This is a genomic window from Streptomyces sp. 6N223 (genome assembly GCF_052246635.1).
Classification (GTDB): domain Bacteria; phylum Actinomycetota; class Actinomycetes; order Streptomycetales; family Streptomycetaceae; genus Streptomyces.
The window spans coordinates 1-12382 of the sequence record NZ_JBQQCA010000033.1; the positions used below are offsets into that span (position 1 = coordinate 1).

The 12382-nt window shown below is 69.1% G+C and carries 14 protein-coding genes and 1 pseudogene; 5 read left to right on the plus strand and 10 right to left on the minus strand.

Features of this window, described 5'->3' with window-relative positions; translation table 11 throughout:
- Positions 1-389: 389 nt before the first annotated feature.
- The 4 genes from ACTWQH_RS20335 to ACTWQH_RS20350 all read right to left on the minus strand — a co-directional run bounded on the left by ACTWQH_RS20335 (position 390) and on the right by ACTWQH_RS20350 (position 3740).
- A complete protein-coding gene (locus tag ACTWQH_RS20335; protein ID WP_443288064.1) occupies positions 390-890 on the minus strand; it encodes a cupin domain-containing protein in 501 nt (166 codons plus the stop codon).
- Between the two features lie 253 nt (positions 891-1143).
- The gene (locus ACTWQH_RS20340; protein ID WP_443288065.1) at positions 1144-2094 is read right to left on the minus strand and encodes an alpha/beta hydrolase; all 951 of its coding nucleotides are present in this window, start codon (positions 2092-2094) and stop codon (positions 1144-1146) included.
- Between the two features lie 29 nt (positions 2095-2123).
- Positions 2124-3068 carry an NADP-dependent oxidoreductase gene (locus ACTWQH_RS20345; RefSeq protein ID WP_443288066.1) on the minus strand — a complete coding sequence of 315 codons (945 nt, stop codon included), beginning with the start codon at positions 3066-3068 and terminating at the stop codon, positions 2124-2126.
- Between the two features lie 96 nt (positions 3069-3164).
- A complete protein-coding gene (locus ACTWQH_RS20350) occupies positions 3165-3740 on the minus strand; it encodes an NAD(P)H-dependent oxidoreductase (RefSeq protein WP_443288067.1) in 576 nt (191 codons plus the stop codon).
- A gap of 386 nt (positions 3741-4126) precedes the next feature.
- On the opposite strand from ACTWQH_RS20350, the gene ACTWQH_RS20355 reads away from it, so the two are divergent.
- Together ACTWQH_RS20355 and ACTWQH_RS20360 are read left to right on the plus strand one after the other, a co-directional pair.
- Positions 4127-4630 carry a MarR family winged helix-turn-helix transcriptional regulator gene (locus ACTWQH_RS20355; RefSeq protein ID WP_443288068.1) on the plus strand — a complete coding sequence of 168 codons (504 nt, stop codon included), beginning with the start codon at positions 4127-4129 and terminating at the stop codon, positions 4628-4630.
- Positions 4631-4887: 257 nt separating this feature from the next.
- Positions 4888-6945: an ATP-binding protein gene (locus ACTWQH_RS20360; RefSeq protein WP_443288069.1), complete on the plus strand. Its 2058-nt coding sequence runs from the start codon at positions 4888-4890 to the stop codon at positions 6943-6945.
- A 25-nt stretch (positions 6946-6970) separates the two neighbouring features.
- On the opposite strand, the gene ACTWQH_RS20365 is transcribed toward ACTWQH_RS20360, so the two are convergent.
- The 3 genes and pseudogenes from ACTWQH_RS20365 to ACTWQH_RS20375 all read right to left on the minus strand — a co-directional run bounded on the left by ACTWQH_RS20365 (position 6971) and on the right by ACTWQH_RS20375 (position 9017).
- Positions 6971-7681 carry a transposase gene (locus tag ACTWQH_RS20365; RefSeq protein WP_443288070.1) on the minus strand — a complete coding sequence of 237 codons (711 nt, stop codon included), beginning with the start codon at positions 7679-7681 and terminating at the stop codon, positions 6971-6973.
- 143 nt (positions 7682-7824) lie between these two features.
- Positions 7825-8022: pseudogene (locus ACTWQH_RS20370) on the minus strand (transposase family protein); the annotation flags it as partial.
- Positions 8023-8156: 134 nt separating this feature from the next.
- Entirely contained in the window at positions 8157-9017 is an 861-nt protein-coding gene (locus ACTWQH_RS20375) for a helix-turn-helix transcriptional regulator (RefSeq protein ID WP_443288071.1), read from the minus strand.
- 102 nt (positions 9018-9119) lie between these two features.
- Between ACTWQH_RS20375 and ACTWQH_RS20380 the strand changes: the two genes are divergently transcribed.
- Positions 9120-9545 (plus strand): VOC family protein, encoded by a 426-nt coding sequence (locus tag ACTWQH_RS20380; RefSeq protein ID WP_443288072.1) that lies wholly within the window; start codon positions 9120-9122, stop codon positions 9543-9545.
- Positions 9546-9889: 344 nt separating this feature from the next.
- Here ACTWQH_RS20380 and ACTWQH_RS20385 read toward each other — a convergent pair whose 3' ends face one another.
- The 3 genes from ACTWQH_RS20385 to ACTWQH_RS20395 are packed head-to-tail and all read right to left on the minus strand — an operon-like array spanning position 9890 to position 11050.
- Positions 9890-10273: a VOC family protein gene (locus ACTWQH_RS20385; protein ID WP_443288073.1), complete on the minus strand. Its 384-nt coding sequence runs from the start codon at positions 10271-10273 to the stop codon at positions 9890-9892.
- Positions 10270-10593 carry an ArsR/SmtB family transcription factor gene (locus ACTWQH_RS20390; protein ID WP_443288074.1) on the minus strand — a complete coding sequence of 108 codons (324 nt, stop codon included), beginning with the start codon at positions 10591-10593 and terminating at the stop codon, positions 10270-10272. The genes ACTWQH_RS20385 and ACTWQH_RS20390 overlap by 4 nt, the downstream gene beginning before the upstream one ends.
- 22 nt (positions 10594-10615) lie before the next feature.
- Positions 10616-11050, minus strand: a complete 435-nt coding sequence (locus ACTWQH_RS20395; protein ID WP_443288076.1) for an SRPBCC domain-containing protein — start codon at positions 11048-11050, stop codon at positions 10616-10618.
- Between the two features lie 391 nt (positions 11051-11441).
- On the opposite strand from ACTWQH_RS20395, the gene ACTWQH_RS20400 reads away from it, so the two are divergent.
- Both ACTWQH_RS20400 and ACTWQH_RS20405 read left to right on the plus strand, forming a co-directional pair.
- A complete protein-coding gene (locus tag ACTWQH_RS20400) occupies positions 11442-11708 on the plus strand; it encodes a hypothetical protein (RefSeq protein ID WP_443288077.1) in 267 nt (88 codons plus the stop codon).
- Positions 11705-12097 (plus strand): twitching motility protein PilT, encoded by a 393-nt coding sequence (locus ACTWQH_RS20405; RefSeq protein WP_443288078.1) that lies wholly within the window; start codon positions 11705-11707, stop codon positions 12095-12097. The genes ACTWQH_RS20400 and ACTWQH_RS20405 overlap by 4 nt, the downstream gene beginning before the upstream one ends.
- The last annotated feature ends 285 nt before the right edge of the window (positions 12098-12382 follow it).

The window sequence follows — 12382 nt, forward strand, 5'->3', positions numbered from 1 at the left end:
GGGTACGGCCTGCGTTCACTCACCCCGCCACCCCAACAGACCACCCGGCCCGGATCAGCGGATTCCCGCCCACGCCCACACCCTCAGGTGACGACAGAACTGCCTAAAAACACACGAACCGCCCTCTCAGAGGCACACCGCCATCTCGAGAAGAGGCTCCACGCCGGGAAGAAGATCGTCGTCACGGTCTAGAAAAAGTCCAGAAGGAGCCGCCTTTTGAAGGCGCTTCAACCGGGAGAACCGGGCGGTGAACTGGGCCTCGATATGGTTGAGCCAGGAACTGTTGGTCGGGGGTGTAGGCGATGGACCCGAACGATCTCGTCCTGGCTGTCCAGCTCAGCGGGGAACCTCACCCTGTCGACCGGTGCCGGGCTTGCCGGCCCTGCGAGTCACAGGAACTCGCTCCGGTAGGTCGAGGCCAATTCAGCCGCGCGGCGGCGGCGCTCCGCGAGCTCGTTCTCCGACAGTTTTGGCGGCGGCGCGTCCTTGCCCGCGACGACATCGCCGATGCGCGTGAAGTACTCGTCCTGGCCGGCGGGGGTGCACATGCACAGCATGCGGGCCGGCGCACCCGAAGCGTTGCGGAAGTTGTGCGGGGCGTTGGCCGGGATGTTGATCGTGGACCCGGCCCGTACGAGGTGCTTCTCGCCGCGGAAGGTGAACTCGATCTCGCCCTCGAGGATCGTGAACATCTCCTCGAAGTCGTGCCGGTGCGGCGGCGGGCCGCCGCCGTCGGGGACGCGCATGTCGATCAGGCAGTACCGGCCGTTGGTCTGCTCGCCGGTGACCAGCATGGCGTACGTGTTGCCCACCAGAGAGATGTACGTCGTGCCGGGGTCGTCGGGGTCCGCCACGGTCAGCGAGCGGGACGGGTCGTCGTTGGGGATCATCGGAATCGTCTCCTTCAAAGGTCAGTCAGGTGAGGATCAGGCGCCGGGCGGGTCTCATGCAGTCCGGGAGTCTCCCGGCCGTCGATGCGCGTGCTGCCCGAAGTGGGAGTCCGGCCCGGCCGCGCGGTGCTTCAGTGGGTTCTTGCCGGTGTCCGAGGGGCCCCATCGCGGCGGGCAACGGGGCGAGGGGCCACCTGTGTGGAGCGCTTGCATACCCCTCCTGCGGCACGGGGTGAGCGCGCTCGGTGCCGGCTCAGATCGACTTGAGGACGCGGATGCGGTCGGCGATGGCGCGGCGGGCGACGTCGGAGGTGAAGGCGATGGAGTCGAACTCGTGCGGGGCTCCGGGGTGCAGGTGGAATTCGACCGGCACGCCGGCGCGGCTGAGTTTGGTGGCGTAGGCGGTGTCTTCGTCGCGGAAGACGTCGAGCTGGCCGACCTCGATGTAGGCCGGCGGCAGGCCGGTCGCGTCCTCGAGCCGGGCCGGGGCCGCCGTGGCCGGGACGTCGGGCCCGCCGGCGGCCTCGCCGAGCAGGGCCGGCCATGCGGTGAGGCTGTCGTCGTAGGACCACAGCAGGTAGGGCGCGATGTGTCGATCGGGGGTGGTGGTGCGGTCGTCGAGCATCGGCATGATGAGGACCTGGCGGGCGATCTTCGGGCCGCCGCGCTCGCGGGCGAGGATCGACACGGCTGCGGCGATGCCGCCTCCGGCGCTGTCGCCCATGACGCCGATCCGGTCGGGGTCGACGCCGAGTTCGGCGGCGTGTTCGTGCAGCCAGCGCAGTGAGGTGTAGGCGTCCTCGAGCGGTGTCGGGAAGGGGTGCTCGGGGGCGCGGCGGTACTCGACTGACAGCATCGGCACGCCGCTGGCGGAGACGTAGCGGGCGAGCGGCCCGTCGAACAGGTCGATGTGGCCGAAGATGTATCCGCCGCCGTGGAAGAACAGCACGGCCGGGCCCGGCGCCGCGCCGTCCTTGGTGTACCAGCGCATGGTGATCCGCGCGCCGTCGTCGGCGGTCGCGTAGTGCTCGCTGGTCTTGACGTCGGCCGGAACCGGCTGGGCCGTTCCCGCGGCGCCGATGATCGGCTCCCACAGGGCGCGCCGCGCCGCGATGTCCCCCACGGCCGGTGGTGTGGCGTCCGCCATCGCACCGGCCATGGGCACCAGCGCCTGGGCGATTTCGGGATCCAGACTGAGTGCCATGGCCTTTTCCTTTCGGTGGAGGATCGGCGTCAGGCGGCGGGCGGGACGACGATGACCTTGCCGTGCACCGTGCCTTCGGCGGCCCGGGCGTGGAGCGCCGGCAGCTCGGCCAGCGGCACCCGCTCGGCGACGTCGACGCGTAGCTCGCCGCGGTCGATCAGCGCTACCAGCTGCGACAGCTGGTCGGCGTCGCTGCGGACGAACAGGTCGATGCCGCGCACACCGCGCTCCTGGTCGGAGGGCGCGGGCATCCATACCGTCGTGTTCACCACGACCCCGCCCGGACGGACGAGTGTGACGAGCGCTGCCAGCTCGGCCGGGTCGACCGGCGCGAGGTTGAGCACGATGTCGACCGGCTCGGTCACCGCCGCGCTCACGCCGGTGGTGGTGTGGTCGATGACCTCATCGGCTCCGGCCGACGTGACCGCCTCGCTGCTGCGCGGGCTGGCCGTGGCGATCACGTGGGCCCCGGCTCCCTTGGCCAGCTGCACGGCGTAGCCGCCGACCGCTCCGCCGGCGCCGTTGATCAGCACGCGTTGCCCGGCCGTCAGCTTGCCGTGGTCGAACAGCGCCTGCCACGCGGTGAGGCCCACGAGCGGCAGGGCGGCGGCGTCGGGCAGGGGAACGCTTTTGGGTGCCGGTGTCAGGACCTCGGCCGGCGCGAGGACGTACTCCGCGGCAGCGCCGGTCCCGTCCATCGGCAGGAAGCCGATGACGTCGTCACCGACCGCGATGCCGTCCACGCCCTCGCCCAGCGCGTCGATGGTGCCGGCGACGTCTATGCCGGGAGTGTGCGGCAGCACCACCGGGATGGGGCCGCGCATGAAGCCGCCGCGGATGTTGCCGTCGACGGAGTTGAACGACGTCGCGGCGACGCGGATCCGGACCTGCCCGGCCCCGGGGACGGGCTGCTCCACGTCCTCGTAGCGCAGGATGTCGGGGTCGCCGTACTCGTGGAAACGCACTGCCTTCATTTCGGTTCTCACCTTCACTGCGATGGAAGTTGCTTCGAATTCGAAGCACCTGTGACGATGGTACCTCTGCTTCGAATTCGAAGCAAGTGGTGTCGGTCACTGCCGGTGCGAGCGCATCGCCACGGCGAGTTCGGCGGCGGCTTGGTCGATGCGGGTGCGCAGCCGTGCCGCGTCGCTGTGAGCCGTGGCCGGCCAGTCGGCGGGGTCGGCGACGACGATCGTGGGCACGGGGTCGGCGTGCACGCTGGTCAGCCGCCTGCGTAGCACCTGCGCGAGGTCGGGTGGCTGCCATCGGGAGCCGCTGTTGAGCGCCAGCAGCACCGGCATGCCGGAGAGGACTTTGTCCCCGAGGGCGGCGAAGAACGAGTCGAAAACCTCGCTCGGGGAGGCGGCGAGCACCGGGGTCGCCACCACGAGCCCGTCGGCCGCCACGACCGCCGCGATCGCCTCCCGCAGGTCGAGGCTGACGCGGTCGTGGGTGGAGTGCTGGGCGAGGTCAACCGCCAGCCGGTGCAGTTCCAGCACCTCCACCTCGGCGCGCGCACGACCGGCCGCGAGTGACCGGCACACGGCCTCCGCGACCCAGTCCGCGAGCAAGCGGGTCGGGTGCCCGTAGCCGACGCCGGCGCACAGGACGGCCAGAGACACCGGGCTCCACGCGGCGGTGCTCATCCCGGCATCGTGTTCATGGCTTCCTCCTCCTCGCGGCCGGGCTGCCGTGCCGTCACCGGGAGGGCCGAGGACGACGGTGCGCGAGGTAGGGAAGTTCATGGCCGGTCCTCGACATCTGTGGGCGGCGGCGCCGTCCTTCTGCTCGCAACCCTGCGCCGCACCACTGCCCGATCTCCATGTTCTGCGGTGCTCAGCCGGGCCCAACACTGCCCACACCGTGCGCGCACGAGGTCACGACATCAGACCCGTGAGACCCTCGCCTCCGGCTCAATACACCCAGCCGGGATGGCATCGAAACACGCGGAGAAGTTCAGTTCCAGCGCCGCCTGCGGTAACTGGAAGCCGGCACCCCACACGCTTCGAATTCGAAGCAGTAGACTTCGGTCATGCCTGATTCACCGCCGTCGCTCGACCCCGTGCAGCTCGGCGCCTACTTCCACCTCGTCGAGGTGACCAGCCTGCTTCGGCATGCCGTCGAGCAGCAGCTGCGCGAGGCCGGCGATCTCAGCTATGTGCAGTTCCAGCTGCTGGCCCGCCTCGGGGACTCGCCGACGGGCAGCCACCGCATGACCGACCTGGCCGACGGCGTCGTCTACAGCCGCAGCGGCCTGACATACCAGGTAGGTCTGCTCCAGAAGGAGGGCCTGGTCGTCCGCGCTCCCTCGCCCGACGACGAGCGGAGCATCACCGTCACCATCACCGATGCCGGGCGTGCGCTGCTTGCGAAGGTGCTGCCGGGTCACGTTGAGGTAGTCAGCGGCCTGCTGTTCGAGCCGCTTTCGCGCGACGACGTCAAGGCTCTCGCCGGCCTGCTGGCGCCGGTGCGCGACCACATGCGCTTAATGCCGTCTCGCTCGGCCGCGCCTCGCCGCCGTAAAGGCGGAGCATAAGCACTCGACCCAGGCCACGCAGAAGGGACAACGACACGTCCCGCTCATCAACGTGGGGCCAGTGGGAAGAACCGGCGAGCCACGCCGAGGACAGGGACCGTCGCATAGCAACCGGACGACGTCGAGTCGGTGCTGCACACATGCGAGCAGCACTCTCCGTCCCGTCGTGCTCCCCCGTGCCCGGTCCTACCCGCGTCGAAAGCGCTCCAGCAATCCGATCTTCGACGGCAGGACAGGACTGACGAAAGGAGCCCGGATTGGAAGCGGCGAGACTGGCGGGCCGACTGGCCGCGGCACGAGCCGGAGCGCTGGTGGGCAGGGAACCGGAGCGGGCGGTGCTCGACCTGATGCTGTCGGGCGCGGCGCACGCTCCGCTCGTGGCCTACCTGCACGGCCCCGGCGGCATCGGCAAGTCCTCGCTGGTGCGCTACGCCGCCTGGCAGGCCGAGCTCACCGGCCGCCGCGTGGTGCACGTGGATGGACGGTTCCTCGACGCCGATCCGCGCCGACTCGAGGAGGTCGCCGCCCCGGCGTGCACCGAACCCGGCACGGTGCTGCTCATCGACACCTTCGAGCAGTGTCAGCCACTGGAGGCGTGGCTGCGCGACACCTTCCTGCTGCGGCTCGCCGACCATGCGATCGTCGTTGTGGCCAGCAGAGTCGCCCCCGACGCCGAATGGTCGCTGGACCCCGGATGGGCGCAACTGTTCACCGCACTGGCCGTGCGGCCGCTCGACGCCGCCCAGTCCCACGCCCTGCTCGCCGCCCGGGGTGTCCCCGCCGAGCAGCGCGGCGCCTTCGTCGCCTTCGCCGGAGGCAGCCCGCTCGTCCTCTCGCTGGCCGCCTCCGTGCCCGCCGCGGCGCCCGGCACACCGTGGTACCCCACCGGCGACATCCTGACGACCCTGGTCGAGCGGCTGGTCGGCGATCTGCCCAGCGCCGTCCACCGACGCGCCCTCGAAGTCGTCGCGCAGGCCTACGTCACCCGCGAGCCCCTGCTCCGCAAAGTACTGGGTGACCAGGACACCAATACGGTGTTCCCCTGGCTGCGCCAGCTGCCCTACATCGAGGCCACGCCCGAAGGGCTGCACCCGCACGACGCGGTGCGGGCCACCCTCGAGGCCGACCTGCGCTGGCGAGACCCCGAGCGCTACGACGACGTCCGCCTGCGCATCTCCCTCGCCGGTCTGCACGCCGTACGCTCCGCCACCGCCGACGACGCGCTCTTGCGAGTCGCGGAATGGATGTTCCTCTTCCGCGGCCAGGACGGCCCGGACAACCTGTACAACTACCGGACGCACCCCCATATCGAGGACACTCCTCTCCGCTCCGAAGACGTGCCCGGCGTGCTGCGCATGGCCGAGGAGACCGAGGGCTCGGCATCGGCAGCCGCGGTCGCACACTGGCTGCGGCGCCAGCCGGAGGCCTTCCGCGTCCACCGCTACGCGGGCTCCTCCGCACCTGTGTCGTTCATGGCCATCCTGCGGCTGGACGCACCGCTGCCCGAGGACCGCGCCGAGGACCCGGTGATCGCAGCAGTCTGGGACCTCGTGGAGGCGGCCGCTCCCCTGGGACCAGGCGAGCACCTGGGCATCCGCCGCTTCGCGGTGCAACCCGGCGGGCACCAGCGGCCCTCACCCCTGATGGAACTCATCAGCCGGCGCACCATCGCCGAGGAGATGAGGACCCACGGACGCGCGGTGACCTTCACCGTTTTCGAAGACGCCGACCGGTGGGGACGCTACCTCGCCGAGGCCGGGATGCCGGAGGTCGCGGCCGTGGATGTCGGCGGCCTGCGACAGCACGTCTTCGGCCGGGACTGGCGACGGCAACCAGTGGAACAGTGGGCGCAAAGCCGGGCTCGCACGGCGGTCACGCCCGTAGCAACATGGCCCGCACCCGCATCCACGAGTGGCCCAGGCGACCAGCTGCCGCGCGCCGTGTTCGAGGAAGGCGTGCTCGAGGCGCTGTGCACCTGGCACACCCCACGCGAATTCGCGACCAGCGTCCTGCTTCACTCCCATCTCGTGACGCCAGGCTCACCCGACCCGACCTCGGACTTGCGCGGTGCCATCACCACCGCCCTGGACGCGATACAGATCGACCCCGCGGGCGTCAAAGCCCACGAGGCTCTCACCGCCACCTACATCACGGCCTTGCGTACCCACAAGGCCGCCGCCCGGCGACTGGGGGTGCCCTACGGCACCTACCGGCGCCACCTCGCCCTGGCCAAGGAACGCCTCATCGAACAACTGCTGAGCCAGCCGGCCACGACATCCACACCGACTCCGGCACACTCGTCTCCGAAGGAGTGAGGGCACCGCAGTACCGCGGGGCGGTCTAAAACTGACGATCATCGTTGACACCTGGGTCGGCGTCATGGGCGCGATCATCGCCAGCAAGTACGTGACGCTGACCACGATCGCGCTGGCCACCGGTTTGCTGGCCAGCGACGGCGGCGGCGATCCGTCCGTCGGGCAGTCCTTCGCGACGGTGTTCACGGCTATCGCCCTGCTCTGGCTCGCGCTGTATCTGCCGTTCCAGCTGGCGAAGTTCCTCCCGCTCGTCGGAGACGAGATCCAGGGGATGTACCAGGCCAGAGACGAGTTCCAGGGCCGCGCGCAGAACGTGGGCGTTCAGGTCGGCGACACCTTCGACGAGCTCAGGGGCCGGTTCGGCGGGCGGGCGGGTGCGGAGGGCGCCTCGGATCACGATGTAGTGGGCTCCGCGGCCCAGGAGGTAGTCGGCGTGCTCGCGCTGGGTGTGCAGCGCATCGCTGGTGACCACGGTTCCTGCCAGGTCGTCGATGGTGTCCAGCAGCGGCTGGAAGCAGGCGATCTCGCCTGTCTTCTCGCCGACGTCCAGCTGTGCCAGGACCAGGCCGGTGGTGTGCTCCGGTGCGGCGAGCAGGTGGATCTTGCGGCCCTTCGCCCTGGCCGCGCCGCGCAGGCTCTTGCCGTCCACCGCGAGGCCGCGCAGCGGGGTGACCCCAGTCGCCTTGGGGCGGCGGTCCGCGAGCCAGTGTGCGACCGCCCGGTCCAGCCCGTACACCGTCGATGCGGGCCAGCAGCCGGCGGACCGTTGTCTCGGCGGGCAGGACCCGTCCGGGCACAAGCGGAATCGGGACGGGCGCCGACCTGTTCCCACACGTGAGCCGGGGCGTCGGCGATCCACTCGCCGACCGCCAGCAGCGAGGTCGCCCCGGCCAGCACGGCACACGCGGTCAGAGCGGGCACGACGGCCAAGCGGTGGTGCACCCCGCGCGGATCCCGCGGGTCCGGCACCTCGGCCAGCCGCTCCAGCAGGCCCGGCACCTCCTCGGATGCGACCTCGGGATGCTCGCGTAGCTGGTCAGGGGCAGGCGGGATCGGCGATGATGCGTCGGCAGGCACGGTCTTCCACTCGGATCACGGGGCGTCGAGAACTCCATGATCTTGGAAGCCGTGCCTGTCACGTTCCCCGGGCACCGCTGAGCTGACAGATCGCCACGAACCGGGTGTCACTCGACTACGCCGAAGCCCTGGCTTCAGGTGGTGGCGGGTATGACTCCGGAGACGAGGGCTAGTCGCATCTTCGATTCGTCTTCGCTGCCCGGTTCGGTGGAGAGAATGACGATCTTCTGCTCGGCGTCTCCCTCGCTGATGACGTCGCAGTCGACGGCGATGGGTCCGACCGTGGGGTGGTTGATGGTCTTGTGGTCTTCTCGATGGGCCCCGACGGTTCCTGAGGACCATAGCCCGGCGAAGCGCTGGTTGGCTTCGCTCAGTTCTTGGACGAGGCGGCGTAGTCGTTTGCTGTCGGGAAAGCGCCCGGTCGCGCGGCGCAGGTCGGAGACCACGGCAACCTCGACGCTGGCCTGGTCGCTCGAGGTTGATGTCCAGTCTGAGAGGTGAGGTTCTCCGTGTCTGCTGGGGAAGGTGTACCGGGCGAAGTTGCGGAGTCGGGGGGCCTTCAGTGACGGGTCGCCGACCAGGGCGGCCCAGCTGCGGTTCCACCAGATCATTTCCCAGTCGGCTGCGAATACGGCAACGGCGGTGTCGTTCAGCCGGTTCAGGACTCGGTGGAGGCCCGGGGGAATGTGGTCGGAGACGTCGGTGTCGGAGGGCGGGAGCAGCGACGCGAGCCGGTAGAGGTGGCCTCTCTCGTGATGGGTGAGCTGTAGGGCGCGGGCCAGAGCAGCGGCGACCTGGGCGGAGGGGGTAGTGATTCGTCCTTGCTCCAGCCGGGTGACGTAGTCGACCGAGATCCCGGCGAGCTCGGCAACTTCCTCTCGGCGCAGTCCGGTCGCGCGGCGCGGATATCCGGAGGGGAGCCCGACGGCCGCGGGCGAGAGTCGGTCGCGCCAGGCACGGAGCGTCGCGCCGAGCGATCCGTCTTCGGCAGCCATGTCGCAAGTATGCCCCGATGAGCGGCTCGGAGGGTGGTACAGGACTTCCTACCGTAGAGCTCTCCCTTCTCCGAGGACCCGGCTTCGACCAGCCTCGAGCTCATGACCTTCGCCATCTCCCATGACCACATCGGTCTCTCCGTGGTCGCAGACGACCTGGACGCCACCATCGACTGGTACGCGAGGCACTTGGGGCTCGCCGTCGAGCAGCGCTACGAGACCCACGGCTTTGCCTTCGTCTTCCTCGCACGCGGGGAGGTGAGGATCGAGCTGATGGCGGGAGGCGCACAGTCCCGGCAGACGCCGACCGAGAGCGTCTTCACGAGCCTGGACCCCTCGCGCCTGCACCACTTCTGCCTCGCCGTGGCGAACCTCGACGAAGCTGTCGCCGCGCTCGCCGCCCAGGGAGTGGGACTGATCGGTGGCCCGATGGAGGTGCCGGAGGCCGGGCAGCGCATCGCGTTCGTGGCCGACAACCTCGGCAACATCATCGAGCTCACCGAGCCCGGCACCGGCACGCGCCGGTAACAGACCTCGCCGCCCCATAGAAGGACAGACACATGATCGTGGTCACCGCCGCCACCGGACAGCTCGGCAGCGCCGTCATCGAACGCCTGCTGGAACGTCTCACCCCTGAGCGGATCGGCGCAACCGTACGCGCCGCTCCCGCTCGTCCGGACCCTGGAGCAGCCGGCGGCGGCCACAGAGGCTGTCCGTCGAACGGTGGTAGTCGGGCGATTACAGCGCTATGACCTGCGGGGATGTGCGAACTCCGGGGCCGTTTACACCGTTTAGCGGGCAGCCTCCGGCCACACGACCGTCGATCGGGAAGGGGCGCGGACATCCTTCGAGCTTGGTCGGTCCGTTTCGTGTTAGGTGGTCTCGGCGAGCAGATGAATGACACCGGCTGGGTTCTTGATCCAGTGGGTTCTGGACTCGGGGTCTTCTAGAGGTTCGACCTCGTCACATGGCCGGATGCCGATGCCGGCGAGTTTGTCGGTGGCGGCGTCGAGATCATCGGTGTGGATCTGGAGCCACAGGTCGGGCTGGCTGTAGTTGTCGACGCAGTCCAGCCACAGGGTGTTGGGGCCGAACCGCACCGAGTGGGTTCTGGAGACGGTCGGCGCGTAGGAGACGTCGTCTTCGTTGACATCGAAGCTCAGGGTGTCTCGGTAGAACGCCACAGTGGCGTCGTACTGTGCCTTGGGAATCTTCATGGCGATGTTCAGACCGGCGGTGAATCTCGGCTCGTTCATTGAGCGTCTCCATCGTTGGTGTTGGTGGCGTCCAGTGCATGTTCCAGCGCGGCCAGTCGGTCGTCCCACCGATTGGCGAGCGTGGCCAGCCACACCTGGGCGGTGCGAATGGCGGCCGGTTCCAGCCGGTAAGGGTGACGGCGGCCGGTTGGTTCGCCGGGGCTGATCAAGCCCGCCTCGGCGAGCTGGCCGAGGTGCTTGGCCACCGCCTGCCGACTAACGGGCAGCCGCCGCGCCAACTCGGTCACCGTGGCCGGCCCAGCACGAGCCAGCTCGTCCAGCAGTGCTCTCCGGATCGGATCGGTCAGCGCCGCGAACACCGCAACGGCCTGCCAGTCTGGGTCAGGCGGCCGCATCGAGGTAGGTCTCAAGGTCGGCGAGTTTCGCGTCCCACCCCTGGCTGTTGGTCTTGTGTGCGGATCGAGCCATGTCGACGGCGGCTTGGGCGAACCCGCTCTCCACCAGGCGTAGCCGGGTGCCCTCGGTCACAGGCTCCAGGGTGAACTCCACCAACGTCTGGGGTGCGCTGTCTTGCGGCAAGCCCTCCATTGCCCATCTGAAGGCGAATCGGTAGGGCGGGTCAACGACTGTGATCGTGGCGGTCGATTCATCGTCCAGGTCGTCCCACCGGAAGAACGCCCGCCCACCGGGGCGCAGATCAATCTCAGCCACCGAGCCGAACCATCCTGACAGCCCTTCGGCGGTGGTCAGCGTGGCCCACACCCGCTCGATGGGGTGCCGCAGCACCACCACCCGCTCGATCGTGTCCGAAACCATTGCTACCTTCCTATAGCAACCTGTAGGTTGCCATCGATGGCAACCTACAGGTTGCGATCACTTCTCGCAAGCTCGGCGAGCTTGTCGGCCAGCGCGTCCAGTTCGGCGCGGCGCGCGGTGATCCTCTCCAACACTCCGGGCGCCTCCCCGATCGCCGTGACGTGATGTTCCTGCTACAGATCGTAGGAAGTGGTGGGTTGAGTTGCGGGCGAAGCCGGGCACTGTCCATACCAGCCTGTCGGATGAGCTACGGCGTGGACTACCGCCGCCGACCAGGGCGAGTACGCCGACGGTCGTCCACGCCAGCCACTTTGAGCTGCCCTTTTCAGGATGTGCAGCCCTCAATAGAGATCGACGTCACGCGGCTGCCATACCTTGATATGGTGTTTGTATGGCAAGCAAGAAGGTAACGATCACGCTGGACGAGTCGCTCGTCGAGGCGATGGCCACCGCCGCTCAGGAGTCAGGTATGCCGCTCTCGCGCCTGATCGCCAGTGCCGCCGAGCGTGAGCTGCGGCTGCGCGCCGGTCGCGCCATGGTGCAGGAGTGGCAGGCGGAACACGGTGCCTTCACCCCCGAGGAGCTGGCTGCCGCCCGCGCGGAGATGGCGGCTGCCGATGCCGAGTTCCTGGGCGGTGGGGGAGCCGTCGCCGCGTGAGCATCCCCTATCTGTACGACACGGGCGCGCTGATCGCCATCGACAACAACGACCGGCGCATGTGGGCGCGACACCAGTTGGCCCTCGATGACGGCCGCGACATCTACATTCCGGCCGTTGTCGTCGGCCAGGCTTGGCGGGACGCCCGCCGCCAGGTGCGCCTGGGCAGACTTCTGACCAGCTGCCGCGTCGAGCCCGTCGGCCTGGAAGTCGCCAAGGCGGCAGGCGTTTTGTGCGGCAAGGCCAAGACCGCCGACGTCGTGGCTGCCACGGTCATCGTCATGGCCGCCACCCTCAGCGCGATCGTCTGGACCTCCGACCCCGACGGCATCCACGCCCTCGCCGACGCTCAGAACATCAAACCTGCCGTAGTCATCCGCACCGTGTGACCCACCAGTGTGAGGCGTCCGTTCCTGATCACCGACGTGGCGTTCTGCATAGGTCTGGTGCGGTGCACCGCAACGCGGCGGGCCGCGGACGGCTCCCGCTCGCGAACACGAGAGCGTCCTGACCAGCAGGGATGAGGTCTTCAGCAGGCGCGGGAGAGGTCCGTTCAAATGGAGCAAACCGGTGGGTGGATTACGTGCCCGCCGGCGCCGGAACGAGGGCGACGAAGGACGCCATCGAACGGAATCTGGTCGCCCCGCCCGCCATGCTCGGTGTGCCGGTCATCG

What these genes read in the sequence shown, in the direction of transcription:
- ACTWQH_RS20395 (WP_443288076.1), bottom strand. Translation starts at nt 11,050, where the DNA reads ATGGTTTCGGACACGATCGAGCGGGTGGTGGTGCTGCGGCACCCCATC.
- ACTWQH_RS20400 (WP_443288077.1), top strand. Translation starts at nt 11,442, where the DNA reads ATGGCAAGCAAGAAGGTAACGATCACGCTGGACGAGTCGCTCGTCGAG.
- ACTWQH_RS20385 (WP_443288073.1), bottom strand. Translation starts at nt 10,273, where the DNA reads ATGAACGAGCCGAGATTCACCGCCGGTCTGAACATCGCCATGAAGATT.
- ACTWQH_RS20350 (WP_443288067.1), bottom strand. Translation starts at nt 3,740, where the DNA reads ATGAGCACCGCCGCGTGGAGCCCGGTGTCTCTGGCCGTCCTGTGCGCC.
- ACTWQH_RS20355 (WP_443288068.1), top strand. Translation starts at nt 4,127, where the DNA reads ATGCCTGATTCACCGCCGTCGCTCGACCCCGTGCAGCTCGGCGCCTAC.
- ACTWQH_RS20380 (WP_443288072.1), top strand. Translation starts at nt 9,120, where the DNA reads ATGACCTTCGCCATCTCCCATGACCACATCGGTCTCTCCGTGGTCGCA.
- ACTWQH_RS20340 (WP_443288065.1), bottom strand. Translation starts at nt 2,094, where the DNA reads ATGGCACTCAGTCTGGATCCCGAAATCGCCCAGGCGCTGGTGCCCATG.
- ACTWQH_RS20335 (WP_443288064.1), bottom strand. Translation starts at nt 890, where the DNA reads ATGATCCCCAACGACGACCCGTCCCGCTCGCTGACCGTGGCGGACCCC.
- ACTWQH_RS20345 (WP_443288066.1), bottom strand. Translation starts at nt 3,068, where the DNA reads ATGAAGGCAGTGCGTTTCCACGAGTACGGCGACCCCGACATCCTGCGC.
- ACTWQH_RS20375 (WP_443288071.1), bottom strand. Translation starts at nt 9,017, where the DNA reads ATGGCTGCCGAAGACGGATCGCTCGGCGCGACGCTCCGTGCCTGGCGC.